The following is a 17,570-nucleotide window of genomic DNA, read 5'->3' as shown; positions in this document are numbered from 1 at the left end:
GGCGCGGCGCGGCGCGGCCGACAGATGCACAGGCAGCCGGCCGCGGGTGCGGTCACTCGTACTCGGTGCCGCCCTTGCGGGTCAGGTACGCCGGGCTGACCGCCTTGGCGATGGCGCGGCCGCCCACGACCGGGCTGTACCGTTCCGCGGCCGGCCGGATGACGACGCCCTCACGCAGGTGCACGGCCTTGCCGGAGACGGTCTCGCGGCCGCTCGCCAGCTCCAGCACCTTGTCGAGGTCGTACGGGCCCTCGTACAGCCGGGGCACCAGCGGAAGCTCACCGTCCGTCAGCACGGCGGCCGGGTCGAGCCAGCGCGTCTGTCCGTCGATCTCGGCGGAGACGTCGAAGACGGCGTATCCCGGTGGGGTGTCGGCGGTGCGTACGTCGGTCCCGTACGCGAGGTCCTGGACGCCCCTGCCGTACACCTCTCCGAAGACACCGATCCGCGTCGCGCCGAGGCGGTCGGCCAGGGCGGCCGCGACGGTCGCCACGTCGTGGCCGAGTACGGCCCGCCAGTAGAGGTTGCGGTCGTCCTCCTTGAGCGCCAGCCCCTTCGAGCCGAACCCCTTGGAGGAGACGAGGGACCGCCCGCCCTCGACCACGTACGTGAACAGGCAGGCGGTGCCGTGCAGTTTCTCGCTGAGGACGACCGGCTCTCCGGGCTCGAAGATGTGCGGGTAGCGCTGGAGGTTCTCGATGTCGACCCACGGCATCAGGTCGGCGGCGGCCTCGACCTCGCCGTCCATGGTCGTGGGTATGGGCGGGGCCCATTTGGTGATGCCGAGCAGCTCCGCGAAGTCCGTTTCCTCCTCGGCCGCCCGGGCCAGGTCCACGTCGGCGAGCGCGCGCGGCCTGCACACCAGGCCTTGCGAGAGTTCACCGCGGAGCCGGACCGCTTTGACCCGGTCGGCGGAGCCGCCGGCGAGCCGTCCGGTGAGGCCGAGCTCCTCGATGAGTTCCGCCGGAAGGACCGCCTGTTCGGGGATGTAGATCGCGAACTCCCCCGTACGGTAGGCACCCTTGGCGATCACGGCGCGGTACAGGCCCACCTGGGCCAGTTCCAGCGCATCGGCGTTCGGGTGCTCATGGACGGTCAGTTCTTCGGCGGTGACTCGCAGGGTCGACATGGGACGGCTCCAACAAGGGTCGGGGACACGAACGGCGTCCGCTGGTGCGGCGCGTCGGTGACGACCACTCTGCTTCCGGCCATTTCCGCTGGTCCAGCGAATATCGCGGTGTTAGCCTGCCCGCCCCGCCCGGCGTTTGTCTTCTCCGGGTTCCGCACCTCACGTCACCCAGGAGGCTCCCATGCCAGCTCGTCCGGTCACCGTCGTCACCGGCGGCAGCAGGGGCATCGGGGCGGCGACCTGCCTGCGGCTGGCCGCCGACGGGCATGACCTGGCGCTCGGTTACACGCGCGACGCGGCGGCGGCCGAGGCGGTCGCCGAGCGGGTGCGGGCCGCGGGGGCCCGCTGTGTGACCGTGCGCGGTGACATCTCCGAGGAGTGTGCCGTCGAGCGGCTCTTCGACATCGCGGGCGCCGAACTCGGCCGGGTGACCGGGCTGGTGAACAACGCCGGGGTGACCGGCCCGCTGGGCCGGCTCGCCGATGCCCGCACCGAGGACCTGCGGCGGGTGGTGGAGGTGAACCTCCTCGGGTACCTGCTGTGCTGCCGCCGGGCGGCCCGGGACATGGCGGACGCCGGCGGCGGAGCGATCGTGAACGTCTCCTCCGCGGCCGCCACCCTCGGCAGCCCCGGGGAGTACGTGCACTACGCGGCGACCAAGGCGGCCACCGACGCGCTCACGGTGGGGCTCGCCAAGGAGCTCGGCCCGGACGGGATCCGGGTCAACGGCGTGGCACCGGGCGTCACCGAAACCGACATGCACGCGGCGATGGGCGATCCCGACCGTCCGGCGAAGGCCGCGGCCACCATCCCCCTCGGGCGGCCCGGACGGCCCGACGAGATCGCCGGGGCGATCGCGTGGCTGTTCTCCCCGGACGCCTCGTACACGACGGGTACGGTGTTGCGGGTGTCCGGCGGCCGCTGACCGCGCCGGGGCCGGCCGGTCCACGGCTCAGATCCATTGCCCTCGGCTGAACACCCATATGAAGAGCAGCAGGATGACGGCTACGGCGGTGAGGCAGGAGCGGGCGAACGCCTTCGCGACGCCGTGCTTGTCCGGCGGGGGCGGGGGCAGGGGCACCGGCCGGGGGTGTGGGGGCGGCGGCGGACCGGGCGGTGGGACCGGGATGGACAAGAGAACCCCCCGTGGGCACAGGCACAGGCACATGTACGGATGTCACGGCAGCGAGCCCTTCGACATCGCACGCTCCCGCGTTCGCTCTGTAGCCTGACAGAAGAATTGAACACGTTCAACCCTCACGTGGGCTCCGTCGCGCCGCACAGCCCGCGGGCGTGACCGGCGGTCAGCGCATCGCCGCCTGGGTGGCGGGGCCGTAGACGCCCGGGGAGTCGCCCTTGATGGAACGGTCGCGCTGGAGCTGACCGACGCCGCGCTTGGTCTGGTTGTCGTAGACCCCGGTGACGGAGACGTACGTGAACCCCTGCCCGCGGAGCAGCTCCTGCAGGTCGCGCACCTCGGGGCCGCTGTCCCCCATCCGCAGCGTCCCGGAGGACACCGGCGGGCTCGGGGCCGAAGGGCTGGGCGAGGACGGCGGTTTCGGGCTCGGGCTCGCGGACGCTTCAGGCTCCCGGGACGGAGTGGGGGAAACGGAGGCCGAGGCGGTCGGGGACGGTACGGACGCGGTCGACCCGGGTGCGTCGGCGTCGGCGACGGAGTCCGGGCCGTGCGCCGGGAGCACCGGTACGGACAGCTCGGCGGGCGCCCCGGCCCGGGGCGGCTGCGGGTCGGCGTCGCCCAGCAGGAGCACCAGCGCGCCCACCGCGGAAAGGGCCAGCAGGGTGAGGACGGCGAAGGGAAGCCGGCTGCGCCGACCCCGCCCGGCGGCCGGGACGGGAGCAGGGGCGGGAGGGCCCGCGGGAGCATGCCGGCCCTGGACGTGCGCCGGGCCGGGGAAGGCGAGGGGGCCGGTCTGCGGCCAGGCGGGCCCGGGCGCGGCCGACTGGGGCGGTGGACCCGAGGGGCCGACGTACGGGCGTACGAGCAGGTGGTCGTCGGGGACGGTCCCGCTCTCATCAGGATCCTGGCGCATGGTGATCTCCCGGCGGGGACGGGGGCCGGCGCGGCGGTGCGGTGCCGGCCCCCACCCGGTCGGTCAGGCTCCGTGCCGCCGGGCGGCGGGAGCCGGGGCGAACGCGCCGCGTGCCGGAGAACTGCCGGTTTCGGCCGGGTCGATCGACGGGCGAACGGATCTGGACATCTGGCGTATCTCCGAGGTGCGGCTCATGCGGTGATTCTTGATCGGCGCACTCTTGCCCTCCGGCGGGGGCCGGGTCAAGCCCGGTGTCCGATCCGCCCCTGTCCATCCGATCTGTCGGTCGCGGCCGCCCCCGCCGGGGAGCAGCTCGACCTTCCCGGCCGCCGCGGGGCTGACGCCGGGGCCGGCCGATGGGAGGGGAGCGGTCTGCGGGCTGCCGCGGCGGGCGCGCACGTACCGGCGGGTCACTTGTCCCCCGGTGTCCGGGCCAGGACCACCGGGCCGGCCCACACGGTGACGGCGGCCGCGAGCATGAGGGCGGCTCCGCCGAGCGGGGCGGCGGGTGCGGAGATGCCGTCGACCGCGAGACCGCCGCACAGCGCGCCCGCCGCTATGGCGAAGTTGAACATGGCCACCATCAGCGAGGACGCGGTCTCGGGCGCCTCCGGGGCCGCCTTGATCATCCAGCCCTGCACGCTCACCGAGACCCCTCCGTACGCGAGTCCCCAGGCCAGCAGCAGTACGGTGCCGACGACGGGTCCCGGCAGGACCGCGATCAGCGCGAGGATGACGGTGAGGCAGGAGCTGACCACGAGCAGGGTTCGGTACGCGTCGCGCGTCCCGGCCAGGAAGTTGCCCGCCACACCCGCCACGCCGTAGCCGAGCAGCAGCGTGCTGATGTGTCGGGCGTCGACGCCGGAGACCTCCTGCAGGATCGGCCGTACGAAGGTGTAGGCGGCGAACTGCCCGGTCACCACGAGGAAGGTCACGATGACCCCGGCCCGCACGGCTCGGTTCTCCCGGAGCAGGGCGGGGAGTTCGGGGAAGGTGATGTGCCGGGTCGCCGGGAGCGGGGGCAGTAGGACGAGCAGGGCGGCCAGCGTGACGAGGCCGAGGGCCCCGACCGCGGCGAAGGCGGCGCGCCAGCCGCCGAGTTCACCGAGCAGGGTGCCGGCGGGGACGCCGAGCACCGAGGCGGTGGGGACGCCGCCGAAGACGAGCGCGGTGGCCCGGCCGACCTGACGCTCCGGGACGAGGCGTACGGCGAGTCCGCCGGCTATGGCCCAGAACCCGCCGACGCTGACGCCGACGAGCAGGCGGGCCGCCAGGACGACGGCGAAGTTCGGGGCGGAGGCGGCGGCGAGGTTGGCGACGGCCATCAGGGCGATGAGCGCGCACAGCACGAACCGCCGGTCGAGCCGGCCGGCGCCGACGGTGACCAGCGGCGCGCAGAAACCGGCGACGAGCCCGGGTGCCGTGACCATCAGGCCGGCCGTCCCGTCGGACACGCCGAGGGCGGCCCCGACAGGGGTGAGCAGCCCGACGGGCAGCAGCTCGGAGGTGATCAGGCAGAAGATGCCGAGCGAGACCGCGCAGACGGCCGCCCAGCCCTTCCACGGAGCGGCACCGCTCCCCGGTGCCGCTCCGGCAGCCCCCGGTGCGGTTCCGTCCCCCGGCCGGGGTGGGGACTCGGGACCCCCGTGCGGGGCGGACTCGGAGGGCGGCGCGGGATCGTTGCCGGGCGCGGCGGCTGAGGTCATGGGTCGGTGCTCCGTACGGGCGGTCGGCGGGCAGGGCACGGCACGGGGAGCCGGGGGTCGCGCCTCCCCCTTCACCCGTACTGCCGTTCCAATTTCCCACACGCCCCGGCCATTCCCGCCGGGCCGGTGTCACCCGCGCGCGTGAGAACGGAGCCGGGCCGGCCCTGCCGTACGGCAAGGTGGTCGGATGCAGTTACGCCGGGCCGTGCCCCTCTCCCTCGTGGTGCTCCTCGCCAGCACCGGCTGTGTCTCCGTCGGCCCGCGGGATCCGGCTCCGGCCCCCGTACGGGGATCCGTACCGCCGGCCGAGGCGCCCGAGGTCCCGGCGCCCCTGGCCCTGCCGCTGGGGGTGCTGCCCGGTGCCGCCACGCCCGCTCCGGACGCGAACCGGGCCCGGGACGCGGACGCGGCGGCGAAGCCGGGCCGGAAGCCGGCCCCGGATCCGGAGCCCTCGCGCGAGCGGCCCCCCGCGAAGGCGGCACCGCCGCCGCGGCGCAAGCGGGTGCCGGGACCGGCGCCGGCCCATCCGCGGCGGCGGCCGGCCCCGCCGCCGCGCCTGGACCAGCTGTGCTCGGCCGCGGAGGGCACGGTGCCGCCGTCGATCGTCGACCTGTGCCTGCGGCAGTACGGCCGCTGACCGGCACGGCCACCGACCGGTGCGTCCGTCGCCGGTGCGACGCTTGACCCTCCCCCTGTGTCAGACCTTGTAGTGGAGAGCGTCATGTTCACCATCGGAGACTTCGCCAAGCACGGCCGGGTGTCGGTCCGCATGCTGCGTCACTACGACGCCCTCGGACTGCTGCGCCCGGCACGTGTCGACCCCTTCACCGGCTACCGCTTCTACGAGGCCGGGCAGCTCGCCCGCCTCAACCGTGTCATCGCGCTCAAGGAACTCGGCTTCTCCCTCGACCAGGTGGGGACGATCCTCGCCGAGCGGGTGGACGCGGAGGAGCTGCGCGGCATGCTGCGGCTGCGGCAGGCCGAGCTGGAGACGGCCATGGCCGCCGCGGCGGCCCGGCTGGTCCAGGTCGAGGCGAGGCTCCGGACCATCGAGAGCGAGGGAACCATGCCCACCGACGACATCGTCGTGAAGAGCCTTCCGCCCGTCCGGCTCGCCGAGCTGACCGGCACGGCCGGGAGTTACGAGCCGCAGGACATCGGCCCGGTCATCGGCCCGCTCTTCGAGGAGCTGTGCCGCCGGTTCGAGGACGCCGGGATCACCCCGACGGGTCCCGGGACCGCCTCCTACGAGGACGTCCCCGGCACGGGATCCGTGTCGGCCGTCCTGGTCCACGCCGGACTGCCGGTGGCGGCTCCGGTCCGCGCCGAGGACCTCGGGGGTGAGGTACGGATCGTCACGCTCCCGGCGGTGGAGCGGGCCGCGACCGTGGTGCACCGCGGCTCGATGGACGGTGTCCTGCCGACGTCGCAGGCCCTGGCCCGGTGGATCGACGCGCACGGGCACCGCTCGGCCGGGTACGCGCGCGAGCTGACCCTGGCCTGCCCCGAGGACCCCGCCCAGTGGGTCACCGAACTCCAGGAGCCGCTCGCCGCCATGCCGTGACGGGCCCGCCGCACCCGGGGGGCCTCAGGGGCGGCGTCCGCAGGCGCGGGCGCACCGCCGGGCCGTGTCGCGCCGGGCGGTGCGCAGCCTGCGCACGGTGTTGTGGCCGCGCCGCTTCCACTCGCCCCGGGGCAGTGCGGCCCGCTGGCCGCCGCCCGCGATCAGGGCGTTGACCGGGGTCATCGGGTCGGTGGCCATCGCCTTGGCGAACAGGACGCCGACCACGAGCGGGACCAGAGCCACGGCCAGGGCCGTACCCGCGGTCGTCACGTGCTGCATGCTCGGGCGGACGGTCCGGCCGCTCTGGGCGTCTGAAGTCATGTCCCCATTCGACCAGCGGCGCGCCGCCGGGGAATCGGGGTGGATACTCAGGCCGTCGGGCGCAGGTACTCAGACGGGCGGGGCGGGTGGTGGGTGATGACGGTACCCGGGCGGGGTTTCGAGCCCGCGACCGGCGACGGCCCGGCCGCCGAGCCCGGTGGGCGTCAGGCGGAGCTGCGCACCGCGTACGAGGGGCTGTTGCAGATCCGCCGCCTGCTGAACGGCTCGGCGGGCGCGTCGGTTCCCGCGCCGTGGGAGGTACGGCAGCTGCCGCGCGCGGTGGCCCTCGTACTGGAGGCGGCGGGGATCGCGCCGTCGGCAGTGGACGCGCAGGGGCGGCGTACGCGGACGGGCTACCGCGTGGTGGAGGGAGCGGACCCGGGGCGGGCGGAGGTGACCTGGCTCGGCCCGGCGGGCGGTGGCGCGGCCGGTGAGGAGCAGGAGCGGCTGACGGCCTGCGCGGCCGTGCTGGAACGGCTGGGCTGGGTGTGCCTGCTCTACCGGGGGCCCCGGCGGCGGCGCTTCCTGGAGGTGGAGCCGCCGAGCGGGCCGAGGCCCTCCGGCGGGCCCGGATGACCTGGCGGGTGCGGCCGGTGACGGTGGACCGGCAGGTCTCCGGCATCCGGATCGAGCCCGTGCGGTCGGCGCCGGTCCCGCGTCGGCGAGACACGGCCCGGCGTCAGGCGTAGCGCCCGGCCAGTACGGTCACCGTCTCCGCGAGGGCGCGGCGCAGTCCGGGCGGGCCGAGTACCTCGGCCTCCGCTCCCAGGCGCAGGAGGTCGCCGACGGCGACGGCCTCGGACTCGACGTCGATGCGCAGCCGGACCCAGCCGTCGGCGTCGGCCGGTCCGGCCCCGGCGAGCGCCCGGGTGCCCGCCGCACCGAACTGCATGGGCAGCAGCCGCTGTCCGCGCGGGGACAGCCGTAGTTCGGCGGTCTGCTGGTGGAGCACGGCGTCCAGGCGGCTGGTGGACTCCTGCCAGTACGCGGCCAGTTCGAATCCGGCGGGTCGTTCGAAGCGCTCCGCGGCGGTGTCCACGGTCAGGAAGCGGGAGACCCGGTAGGTCCGTACGGCGCTGTCGACGTCGGCGACGAGGTACCAGATGCCGCCCTTGAGGACGAGGCCGAGCGGATGCAGTTCGCGCCGTACCTCGCCGCGCCAGCGGCGGTAGTCGGTGCGCAGTACGTGCTGGTCCCAGACGGCCTGGGCGATCTGCGCGAGGTGCGGGACGGGGTCGGCCTCCCGGAACCAAGCGGGCGCGTCGAGGTGGAAGCGGTCCTGGATCCGGCGGGCCCGTACGGCGAGTGCGGCCGGGAGCGCGGCCTGGAGTTTGAGCTGGGCGGCGGCCAGATCGGCGCCGAGGCCGAGCTCCTGCGCGGGTCCGGGGGCGCCGGCCAGGAAGAGGGAACCGGCCTGGGTGTCGGTGAAGCCGGTGAGGCGGGTGCGGTATCCGTCGGCCAGCCGGTAGCCGCCGGCCGGGCCGCGGTCGGCGAGGACGGGAACGCCCGAGGCGCCGAGGGCGTCGATGTCGCGGTGGATCGTGCGCACCGACACCTCCAGCTCGGCGGCGAGTTGGGGCGCGGTCATCCGGCCGCGGTTCTGCAGCAGCAGGAGCAGGGAGAGGAGCCGGTCGGCGCGCATGGCGTCATTGTCCCCCGTACCTGACAGAAGGTGTCAGGTACGGCTGCCAGCCTGGGGGCACGCCGGGCGGAGAGACCACCCGGCAGGCCGAGAGGACCGTCATGCCCACGCCCGTAGAGACCGGTGGCCGCTTCACCTTCGCCAACTGGGAGGAGAGCCCCGTCGGCGCCGCGGACGCCGTCCCGCGGCTCGCCCACGCCCGTGTCGGCAACACCTTCACCGGGGGGATCGCGGCCGCCGAGACCGCCTGCGACTACACGATCGCCTACACCGGGGAGAACCTCGGCTCCTACAGCGGGATGGAGTTGGTCTCGGGCAGCCTCGACGGCCGCAAGGGCAGCTTCGTGCTGGAGGAGCGCGGCAGCTTCGACGCCGGCGGCACCGTCTGCCGCTTCGAGGTGGTCCCCGGCTCCGGCACCGGGGAGCTGGCCGGGCTGACCGGATCCGGAGGCTTCACCTACCGCCACGGCGACACCTCCGTGGCGTACACCTTCACCTACGAGAGGGCGAACTGACGTGCGGGCGACCACACTTTGACGTCCAGGTGTGGTCGGCGCCCCGTCGTGCGGGTGACCGCGCGGCCACCTCCCAGTTTTCGTATGTGGTGCGGAGCTGTTGGCGGCGACACTATTCGGGTGGCGGTACCGCCGGAAATCCCGGGAACACTACGGCCTGAATTACCGCCCACATTACCGCCCACATTTCCGCCCCCAATTACCGCATCGACCGTTACGCCGGGGCGGGGTGCAGTATCGTAAGTTCCGTAACTTACGGAACATTCGAAGGACGCGCGCCACCGGGCGCGCACACCGAAGGCCCGACGCGGCATCTGCGCCGCGACGGGCCGAACCCCGGGGACAGCCCCCCGGACGTGGTGAGCACACGTCCGGGGCGGCTACCCCCGAAGGGCGCGCACGAGCTGTGCGCTGTAGGCCAGCAAGGCCACGATCGGGACGACGCCGCGCGCCGCCCACCGGGCCCGGGCCGCCAACCGGCGTAGTTGACCACGCCTGGGCGACCTGCCGCCTGCTTCATCAGGGTCCTTCACGGCACCCCTTCCCTCACCTCGGGGACCGGTCCGCAGCCGCGGACCTTCGGCACGTCGCGGCACTGCGGCAGCGCACCGAAGGGCAGCAGCAGAACGCCACCGACCCAGAGGGTGTAACAAGGAAACAATAGCCAGTCGCGGAGCCGCAGCACAGCGGAAGCAGAGAATTACGGAATTTACGGATACCCCGGATCCGCACACCGACAGATGAATTCGAACATCCACGGGCGGCACATCGACGGCTCTCCCGTTCCGGGGCGCCGGGTCTCCTCCGGTCACCCCGGCCGCCCGGCCGCGTGACGAACGGGCGGAGCCCCCCGGCACCCGCGCCGACGCCGGCGGCAGCGCAGGCTTTACCGGAAAAACTGTTGAATCCGGTCCCAGTGTCCGGAAATCCTCGGCCAATTTGGCGATCTGGGCACTGATGTTTCATCATCATGACTGCGCGTCAGCTTTCGGCGTGCCACAGAGGGAGGCGGGGGCGCCGGGGGGTCCCCCGTTCACACCGGCCCGATCGCGCAGGCGCCTTCACGCTCTCGCCGCGTCCCGCCCGGTCTCCCGGCCCCGTTCCCGTTCCCGTCATCCAGGCAAAGGCTCATGTCCGCCCAGCAGCTCTCGGACCTCATACGTTTCGCGCGCCACAACTCGCCCTACTACCGGGACCTCTACGCGTCCCTCCCACCGCACGTCGACCGCCTCACCGACCTGCCGGTGGTCGACCAGCAGGACTTCTGGGCGGCCAACGCCCTGCACGACAGCCGTGTGCTGACCGGCCCGCTCAGCGAGGCCACCGTCTACAAGACCGGCGGCACCACCGGGTCCCCCAAGTTCTCCGTCTACACCCGCGACGAGTGGCGCACGTTCGTCACCGCCTTCGGCCAGGGGCTGGTGGACACCGGCCTGCGCCCGGGGCATCGCGTCGCCGACCTCTTCTACGCCGGGGAGCTGTACGCCAGTTTCCTCTTCGTCCTGGACTCGCTCGCCCACGCCCCCGTGGACAACGTCCGACTGCCCATCGGCGGCGGCGCGCCCCTGGAGTCGACGATCCCCACCCTGCGCGAACTCGCCGCCCAGGTACTGACCGGCACGCCCACCACCCTGTGCCGGCTCGCCGAGCAGGTCGTCTCGTCGGGTGCGCGGCTCGACGCGGTGGAGTTGCTCCTCTTCGGCGGCGAGGCCCTCTTCGACGACCAACGGCGCCTCCTGGCCGCCGCCTTCCCCCGCGCCGAGGTCCGTTCCGTGGGCTACGCCAGCGTCGACGCGGGTCTGCTCGGCCGCCCGGTGTCCGGCCACGACGCCCGGGTGCACCGGGAGTTCGCCCCGTACGCGGTCGTCGAGATCCTCGACGACTCCACCGGGGAACCCGTCACCGAACCGGGGCGGCCCGGCCGGGTCGTCGTCACCAGCCTTTTCCGCCGCCTCATGCCGATCATCCGCTACCCCGCCGGAGACCGGGCCGAGTGGACCGGCACCGGGCCGGGCCACTTCAGGATCCTCGGGCGCGCCGAGGAGGGTGTGCGCGTGGGCCCCGTGTCCCTCTACACGCAGGACGCCCAGGACGCCGTGGCCGCGGCGGACTCCGCGGGCCAGGTGGTCGGCATGCAGCTCGTCGTCCGCCGCTGGGACGGCCGGGACGGGCTCGTCCTGCGGCTGGCGACGGCCCCCGGTGACGACGCCCGCGGCCAGGCCGCGGGCGGCCGCGAGGCGCTGGCCGAGGCCGTCGTCGCGGAGCTGGAGACGGTACGGCCCCTGTATCCGGACAGTGTGCGTGCCGGGTTCGTGCACCCGCTGTCCGTGGAGTGGGCGCGCCACCGCGACCTCGCCGTCAACCCGCGCACGGGCAAGCTCGTCCGCGTCCTCGACGAGAGGCCGACCGCATGAGCGCGACCCCCGCACCCGTGGCCGACGCGGCCGACACGCCGTCGCCGTCGCCGTCGCAGTCGCAGTCGCAGTCGCAGTCGCAGCCGGACGCGCCGGCCGGGGCCGACCACCGGCGGGCTCCGCTGGTCCTGCGCAACCGCGCCTTCGGCGCCGTATGGCTCGGCCAGGTCCTCACGCAGGCCGCCGTGCGCATGTTCCAGGTCGGCGTGTCCTGGTGGATCGTCGCCTACGCCGTACCCGAGGCCCAGGGGCTGGCCTCGGGGCTGTTCATGGCGGTCTGCACGCTGCCGGCCGTCGCCCTGGCGCCCGTCGTGGCCGGGGCCGTCGCCCGGTGTGCGCACCGCTCGGTGCTGCGTACCGCGGCCGCCGTGGCCGGGGCCGCCTCGGCCGCCCTGGCGCTGTGGGCGTACGGCGGCGGCCTGCCGCTCACCACCGTGTACGCCGCCGGTCTCGCCCTGGCCACGTGCCAGGCGTTCTTCGACCCGTGCCTGACCACCTCGGTTCCCGAACTCGTCGACGACGCCGACATCGAGACGGCCACCGGCTTCGAGCTGTCCACGCAGTCCCTGGCCGGCCTGTCGGGAGCGCTGCTCGGCGCCCTGACCGTCGACCGGGCGGGCGTGGCCGGGCTGGCCGCCGGCTGCGCGGCCGCCTACCTCGGCGCGGCCGTGCTCGTCGCGAGCGCCCGCTTCCGTACCCTCGCGGACGACGGCGCGGACGCCGCCGACGGTGCGGCCGTCCCGGCGGCACCGGCCCGGCGCCGCCCGCTCACCCGCATCCTGGCCGAACTGCCCTCCGTACGGCGGATCCTGATCTGCTTCACCGCGGCGAACCTGTTCACCGCCGCCGTGTTCGTCGTCATCCCCCTCTACACCCGCTCGGTCCTCTCCGGCGGAGGCGGCACCGTGGCCCTGCTGGAGGCCTCCCTGGGCACCGGTGCGCTCGTCGGCGCGTTCACCGGCAGCCGCGTTCCGGGGCGGCCCACGGTCGCCGGCGCCTGGTGCCTGGGTCTGATGGCCCTCGCCCTGGCGCTGCCCGGGCTGTTCGCGCAGCGCCCGGTCGTCGCCGCCTGCCTGGCCGTGGCCGGCTGGTGCGCGGGGGCCGTCAGCGTCCGCTTCGTCGCCCTGTTCCAGCGGATGGTGCCGACGGCGGACAAGCCCGGCTTCTTCGCCGTGATGCAGGCCGTCCTGGGCGCCTCCCTTCCGGTGGCGTCCCTGGTGTTCGGTTCCGCCGGCGACCTCGTGTCCCCGCAGACGCTCTGTCTCGTCCAGGGCGCCGGTCTGCTCCCCGCGGCGTGTGCGCTGGCCCTGCTCGGGTCCCGTACGCCCGGTCCCGGCGCGGCCGCACCCGCCGGAGGCGAGCGATGAGCCCTGTGATCGCCCCGGCCGTACGCGCGGACATCGCCGAACTGCGCCAGCTCTACTACGCCGTCTACGGTCCGCACTACCCCGTGGCCCTCGGCACCGACCCGGCCGAGATGGCCCGGCTCATCGCGGACCCGCACTCCCTGTGGCTCGTCACCCGCTGCGCCGACACCGGGGCCCTGACCGCCTCCGCCGCCATCCACGGCGAGGCGGGCAGCCGCACCGGCCGGCTGGAGGGCATCGCCGTGCACCCCGAGCACCGCTCGGCGGGCCTGGCCGCCGCCCTGACCGGGGCCCTGTGCGCCGGGATGCTGGACACGGGCCGGCTGGACTCGGTGTACGCGACCGTGCGCACCGTCAGCGCCGGTCCGCAGCGCGTCGTCGCCCGCAACGGCTTCCGCCCGCTGGGCATCCTGCCCAACGCGGTGGATCTCAGCAGCCGCGAAAGCCTCGCACTCTACGCGCGTCACGCCGCCGGAGTGCTCGACCGCCGGATCCCGGTCACCGAAGTACCGGCCCCACTGCTGCCGTTGCTGCGCACGGCCGAGTCCGCACTCGGCATCGGCTACCCCGGGGTCCGGGCCGCCGCGGGCCCGCTCCCGGCGCCCGCGCCGCACGCGGCGGTCGAACGGCTGGAGGTGATCGAGGCACCGGCCTTCGTCCGCCGCCGCTTCCGCGAACGGTTCCCGGGCGCCGGGGGCTGGTTCTACCCGCTGCACACCCCGAACGTGCTGCTGACCCCCGAGGACGGCCGGTTCGAGGTCTACGCCTACCTCAACCGCGCCGGCGGCTACGGCTGCCTGCTGACGGCCCACCCCGACCCGGCCGCCGCGGCCGCCCACCTCGAACCGGTCACCCGGGCCCTGGCCCGCGCGGGCGCCGGCTACGTCGAAGCCCTGGTGCCGCTCGCGCACCACGAGGCCCTCTCGGCGTTCCTCGCCCAGGGCTTCGTCGCCGGGGCCCTCTTCCCGGCCATGCGCGCGGACGGCGACGGCTTCCACGACTACGCCGTCCTGTCGCGTTCCAGCGAGCGGATCGACTTCCGCGGCGTCGCCGTCGAACCGCCCCTCCAGCCGTACCTGGACTGCTACGTGTCGGCCTGGGCGTCGGCACACCTGCCCACATCATCCGAGGTTGCCCCATGAGCCCCACTCAGCCCACTAGCCCTACGAACCCCACCAACCCCCATCTCGCGCCGGTCGCCGTACCCGACCCGGCCCTGCTGCCGCACGTACAGGAGCTGTGCGACCTGACCGACCCGTACGCCTTCGGACCCGCGGAGGACGAGCTGTTCGCCGCGGCCATGGCGGAGACCAACGCCTGGCACACCGAGCGCTCCGCGTTCTTCCGGTCCCTGTACGAGGCCACTCCCCCGGCCGAGCCGTACCGCACACCGCTCGTCCACGCGAACTTCTTCAAGCGGCACGAGGTGCTCTCCATCCCCCGCGAGGACGTCGAGCTGCACCTGACCTCCTCCGGCACCACCGGCCAGAAGTCGCAGATGTTCTTCGACCACTGGACCATCCGCTCCGCCCAGCGCATGGTCGCCCGGATCTTCGAACGCAACGGCTGGATCACCCCCGACCAGGAGGTCAACTACCTCCTCTACAGCTACGAGCCGGCCCCGTCGCTGAATCTCGGGACCGCCTTCACCGACAACTACCTGTGCGACTTCGCCCCCGCGCGCAGCGTCGCCTACGCACTGCGCAACACCGGCGGCGAGCACGAGTTCGACCCCTTCGGCTGCATCTCCGCGCTGCGCCGCTTCGAGCGGGAGGACGCCCCGGTCCGCATCCTCGGCTTCCCCGCCTTCCTGTTCTTCACCCTGGAGCGGATGCGGGCCATGGGGCTGCCTCCGCTGCGCCTGCCCGAGGGTTCCCTCGTCGTCCTGGGCGGCGGCTGGAAGGGCCATGCCGACCGGCGCATCGAGAAGGAGGAGCTGTACTCCCTGGTCACCGAGCAGCTCGGCATCCCGGGTGAGCGGATCCGGGACACCTTCGGGTCGGTGGAGCACTGCATCCCGTACATCGAGTGCGACCACCACCGGCTGCACGCCCCCGTCTGGTCGCGGGTGACGATCCGCTCCACCCGCACGCTCGAACCCCTGCCCTATGGGGAGCGGGGCTATCTGCACCTCGTGTCGCCGTACATCACCTCGGTGCCGGCGCAGAGCGTGGTCATGGGCGACCTCGCCTCCCTCCAGCCCGGCAGCGCGTGCGGATGCGAGCTGGAGACCCCCTGGTTCACCGTGCACGGCCGTGCCGGGGTGAGCCGCAACCGCAGCTGCGCGGTGGCCGCGGCGGAACTGATGAAGGGAATGGCGTGACCGTGAACGTGCACCACCACTACTGGCAGGGCTCCTTCATCGACGACGAGGAGGCCGGGCGGCGCCTCGCCGGTCTGCCGGCCGCCGTCGAGGCCGCGCTGGCCGAGGTGCTGGAGACCGAGACCGTGCTGGCCGCGTGCGACGCCCTCGCCGTGGCCCTGTGCGACCCCGGCCACCCCGTACACGCCCGGCTCGCCGCGCACCTGCCCGAGGGCGCGGACCCGGCCGTTCTGGCCGAGCTGGGCGGCCTCCTCGGCCGGCGGGAGCTGACCCGCAAGCTGCGCCGGGAACTCGGCGGCGCGGCTCCCGGCCGGCTGAACCGGGCGGATCCGCGCGAGACGGTCTACGAGGCGTGGGCGCCCGTCGGTCTGGTCGCCCACATCGCGCCGGGCAATGCCGCGACCGTCGCGCCGCTGAGCATCGTCGAGGGCCTCCTCGCGGGGAACGTCAATGTGCTCAAGACCAGCAGCGACGACACCCTGCTGACCCAGCACCTGATGGCCGAGCTCGCGGCGCTGGACCCCAGCGGCGCCCTGGCCGCGCGGATCGTGGTCCTGCGCTTCCCCTCCTCCCGGCAGGAGTGGCTGCGCCTGATGTGCGCGCCCGCGGACGCCGTCGCCGTCTGGGGCGGGGAGGCGGCCGTGGCAGGGGTGGCGGCCCACGTGCCGGCCGGGTGCCGGCTGGTGGAGTGGGGGCACCGGATCTCCTTCGCGTACCTGACGGCCGACGCGTGGTCGGACGCCCGCACGCTCGACGCCCTCGCGGACGACGTCTGCCTGCACGAGCAGGAGGCGTGTTCCAGCCCCCAGGTGGTCTACCTCGACACCGAGGACGAGGACGAGGTCTTCGGTTTCGCCGGGCGTTTCGCCGCGGTCCTCGCCGCCCGGCCCCCGGCCGCGGCCGGGGCTCCGGTGGGCGAGCCGGACCCGGCGGAGGCGGCCGAGCTGACCACCACGGAGCTGGTGGCCCGGCTGGAGGAACACCTGGGCCTGACGCGGGTGTTCGCCGCTAGGGACGGCTCGTGGCGGGTCATGGCCGACACCCGGTCCCCGCTGACCGCCTCGCCGCTGCACCGCAGCGTGTGGGTCAAGCCGCTGCCGCGCAAGCGGCTGATCGCCACCCTGCGCCCGATGCGCCGCTACCTGCAGACGGCGGGCCTCGCGGGCAGCCGGGCGGACATCGCCGAGCTGTCCCGCACCGCCCTGGCGGCGGGCGTCACCCGGGTCACGCCGGTCGGCGCCATGCTGGAGAGCTACGCGGGTGAACCGCACGACGGTGTCTACGCCCTGCAGCGCTACAGCCGCCGCGTCGCGGTCCAGGCCGATCCGGCCGCCTTCGCCACCACCGCCTGCCTGGACGACCTGGTCCGGCCGGTGGTGCTGCCGCGTCCCGCGGGCCCGCTGCTGGGGAAGGAGGACGTGCAGGAGCCGGCCCGCCGGCTGACGCGGGCCGACGCCGAGCTGTACTTCCGCAGCGGCGGCAGTACCGGCGCGCCGGCGCTGTCGGTCTTCAGCTACGACGACTACGACACGCAGATGCACGCCGCCGCCCGCGGCCTGCTGGCCGCCGGCTACGACCCGGCCTCGGACCGCACCGCCAACCTGTTCTACTGCGGCTCGATGTACGGCAGCTTCATCAGCTTCTTCTCCGTGCTGGAACGGCTCGGCGGGGTGCAACTGCCGCTGTCGGCGGGCCCGGACCACCGGGCGACGGCGCGCGCGCTGATCGACCACGGGGCCGACACCCTCTTCGGCATGCCCTCCTACCTGTGGCAGCTGCTGCACGCGGAGGCGGACGCGCTGCGCGCGTACGGCGGCCTGCGCAAGGTGTTCTACGGCGGCGAGCACTTCACCGAGGAGCAGCAGCGCACCCTGAAGGACGCCTTCGGCATCGAGGTCGTGCGCTCGATCACCTACGGCAGCACCGACCTCGGCCCGCTGGGCTACCAGTGCACCGAGAGCTCCGGGGGCGTCCACCACCTGCACGCGGACCTGCACACGATGGAGATCCTGGACCTGGCCGAGGACCGCCCGGTGGCGGAAGGCGAGACGGGCCGGCTGGTCTTCACCACGCACGCCCGGCGCGGCCAGCACCTGGGCCGGTACGTGATAGGCGACCTGGGGCGGGAGGTCCCCGGCCGCTGCCCGTGCGGACGGCACGCGCCGCGCTTCGAGCTGCGGGGGCGCACCGGCGACGTGATGCGGGTGGCGACGTACTTCCTCAATCACCGCCGTCTCCTGGACCTGGCCGGGGAACACGGCGGCCACCGCGGCGAGTTGCAGGTCCGGCTCGACTCGGCCGGCGCGCGCGAGCGGCTGACCGTACGGGTGGAACGGGCGGCGGCGACGGATCCGGAGCGGCTGCGGGAGGTCTTCCTGGCCGGCTACCCGGAGCTTCGCTCGGCGGTTGTGGAGCGGCTGCTGGAGCTGGTGGTCGAGGTGGTGGACGGCGCGTCGCTGGACCGCAGCCCGACCAGCGGGAAGCTCCTCGCCGTGGTGGACGCGCGCCGCTAGACGACGAGGGGGCGCGGGGCGGCTG

Annotated in this window: 17 protein-coding genes; 10 read left to right on the top strand and 7 right to left on the bottom strand. The window is 74.2% G+C overall.

Features of this window, described 5'->3' with window-relative positions; genetic code table 11:
- Nucleotides 1–52 precede the first annotated feature (52 nt).
- Nucleotides 53–1,129, bottom strand: a complete 1,077-nt coding sequence (locus tag Sspor_RS37025) for an RNA ligase (ATP) (protein ID WP_202203014.1) — start codon at nucleotides 1,127–1,129, stop codon at nucleotides 53–55.
- A gap of 181 nt (nucleotides 1,130–1,310) precedes the next feature.
- On the opposite strand from Sspor_RS37025, the gene Sspor_RS37020 reads away from it, so the two are divergent.
- Nucleotides 1,311–2,054, top strand: a complete 744-nt coding sequence (locus Sspor_RS37020) for an SDR family NAD(P)-dependent oxidoreductase (RefSeq protein WP_202203013.1) — start codon at nucleotides 1,311–1,313, stop codon at nucleotides 2,052–2,054.
- Nucleotides 2,055–2,081: 27 nt separating this feature from the next.
- Here the strand turns inward: Sspor_RS37020 and Sspor_RS41220 are convergent, their stop codons facing one another.
- From Sspor_RS41220 to Sspor_RS37010, 4 genes are all read right to left on the bottom strand, one after another.
- Nucleotides 2,082–2,210 carry a hypothetical protein gene (locus tag Sspor_RS41220; RefSeq protein WP_266818402.1) on the bottom strand — a complete coding sequence of 43 codons (129 nt, stop codon included), beginning with the start codon at nucleotides 2,208–2,210 and terminating at the stop codon, nucleotides 2,082–2,084.
- A gap of 223 nt (nucleotides 2,211–2,433) precedes the next feature.
- Complete coding sequence (locus Sspor_RS37015; protein ID WP_202203012.1) at nucleotides 2,434–3,180, bottom strand: peptidoglycan-binding domain-containing protein; 747 nt, start codon at nucleotides 3,178–3,180, stop codon at nucleotides 2,434–2,436.
- A gap of 63 nt (nucleotides 3,181–3,243) precedes the next feature.
- Complete coding sequence (locus Sspor_RS41215; protein ID WP_272934860.1) at nucleotides 3,244–3,375, bottom strand: hypothetical protein; 132 nt, start codon at nucleotides 3,373–3,375, stop codon at nucleotides 3,244–3,246.
- Between the two features lie 215 nt (nucleotides 3,376–3,590).
- On the bottom strand, nucleotides 3,591–4,886 hold the full coding sequence (locus Sspor_RS37010) for an MFS transporter (RefSeq protein WP_202203011.1): 1,296 nt from the start codon (nucleotides 4,884–4,886) through the stop codon (nucleotides 3,591–3,593).
- Between the two features lie 187 nt (nucleotides 4,887–5,073).
- Between Sspor_RS37010 and Sspor_RS37005 the strand changes: the two genes are divergently transcribed.
- Both Sspor_RS37005 and Sspor_RS37000 read left to right on the top strand, forming a co-directional pair.
- Complete coding sequence (locus tag Sspor_RS37005) at nucleotides 5,074–5,523, top strand: hypothetical protein (RefSeq protein ID WP_202203010.1); 450 nt, start codon at nucleotides 5,074–5,076, stop codon at nucleotides 5,521–5,523.
- A gap of 84 nt (nucleotides 5,524–5,607) precedes the next feature.
- The gene (locus Sspor_RS37000) at nucleotides 5,608–6,450 is read left to right on the top strand and encodes a MerR family transcriptional regulator (protein WP_202203009.1); all 843 of its coding nucleotides are present in this window, start codon (nucleotides 5,608–5,610) and stop codon (nucleotides 6,448–6,450) included.
- Between the two features lie 24 nt (nucleotides 6,451–6,474).
- Here Sspor_RS37000 and Sspor_RS36995 read toward each other — a convergent pair whose 3' ends face one another.
- Nucleotides 6,475–6,771: a hypothetical protein gene (locus Sspor_RS36995; protein WP_202203008.1), complete on the bottom strand. Its 297-nt coding sequence runs from the start codon at nucleotides 6,769–6,771 to the stop codon at nucleotides 6,475–6,477.
- Nucleotides 6,772–6,867: 96 nt separating this feature from the next.
- Here Sspor_RS36995 and Sspor_RS36990 point away from each other — a divergent pair, with 96 nt between their 5' ends.
- On the top strand, nucleotides 6,868–7,347 hold the full coding sequence (locus Sspor_RS36990) for a hypothetical protein (protein ID WP_202203007.1): 480 nt from the start codon (nucleotides 6,868–6,870) through the stop codon (nucleotides 7,345–7,347).
- 103 nt (nucleotides 7,348–7,450) lie between these two features.
- On the opposite strand, the gene Sspor_RS36985 is transcribed toward Sspor_RS36990, so the two are convergent.
- Complete coding sequence (locus Sspor_RS36985; RefSeq protein ID WP_202203006.1) at nucleotides 7,451–8,413, bottom strand: helix-turn-helix transcriptional regulator; 963 nt, start codon at nucleotides 8,411–8,413, stop codon at nucleotides 7,451–7,453.
- A gap of 101 nt (nucleotides 8,414–8,514) precedes the next feature.
- On the opposite strand from Sspor_RS36985, the gene Sspor_RS36980 reads away from it, so the two are divergent.
- From Sspor_RS36980 to Sspor_RS36955, 6 genes are all read left to right on the top strand, one after another.
- Nucleotides 8,515–8,928: a DUF3224 domain-containing protein gene (locus tag Sspor_RS36980; RefSeq protein WP_202203005.1), complete on the top strand. Its 414-nt coding sequence runs from the start codon at nucleotides 8,515–8,517 to the stop codon at nucleotides 8,926–8,928.
- Between the two features lie 1,130 nt (nucleotides 8,929–10,058).
- Nucleotides 10,059–11,342: a phenylacetate--CoA ligase family protein gene (locus tag Sspor_RS36975; protein ID WP_202203004.1), complete on the top strand. Its 1,284-nt coding sequence runs from the start codon at nucleotides 10,059–10,061 to the stop codon at nucleotides 11,340–11,342.
- A complete protein-coding gene (locus tag Sspor_RS36970; RefSeq protein ID WP_202203003.1) occupies nucleotides 11,339–12,709 on the top strand; it encodes an MFS transporter in 1,371 nt (456 codons plus the stop codon). Before Sspor_RS36975 ends, Sspor_RS36970 begins: the two co-directional genes overlap by 4 nt.
- Entirely contained in the window at nucleotides 12,706–13,851 is a 1,146-nt protein-coding gene (locus tag Sspor_RS36965) for a GNAT family N-acetyltransferase (RefSeq protein WP_237404195.1), read from the top strand. The genes Sspor_RS36970 and Sspor_RS36965 overlap by 4 nt, the downstream gene beginning before the upstream one ends.
- A complete protein-coding gene (locus Sspor_RS36960; RefSeq protein ID WP_202203002.1) occupies nucleotides 13,848–15,032 on the top strand; it encodes a LuxE/PaaK family acyltransferase in 1,185 nt (394 codons plus the stop codon). The genes Sspor_RS36965 and Sspor_RS36960 overlap by 4 nt, the downstream gene beginning before the upstream one ends.
- Nucleotides 15,029–17,545 carry an acyl-CoA reductase gene (locus Sspor_RS36955; RefSeq protein ID WP_266818387.1) on the top strand — a complete coding sequence of 839 codons (2,517 nt, stop codon included), beginning with the start codon at nucleotides 15,029–15,031 and terminating at the stop codon, nucleotides 17,543–17,545. The genes Sspor_RS36960 and Sspor_RS36955 overlap by 4 nt, the downstream gene beginning before the upstream one ends.
- The last annotated feature ends 25 nt before the right edge of the window (nucleotides 17,546–17,570 follow it).

This window comes from Streptomyces spororaveus (assembly GCF_016755875.1).
GTDB lineage: Bacteria > Actinomycetota > Actinomycetes > Streptomycetales > Streptomycetaceae > Streptomyces > Streptomyces spororaveus.
Note: the sequence above shows the minus strand (reverse complement) of the source record. Positions and strands in the feature narration are given on the sequence as shown.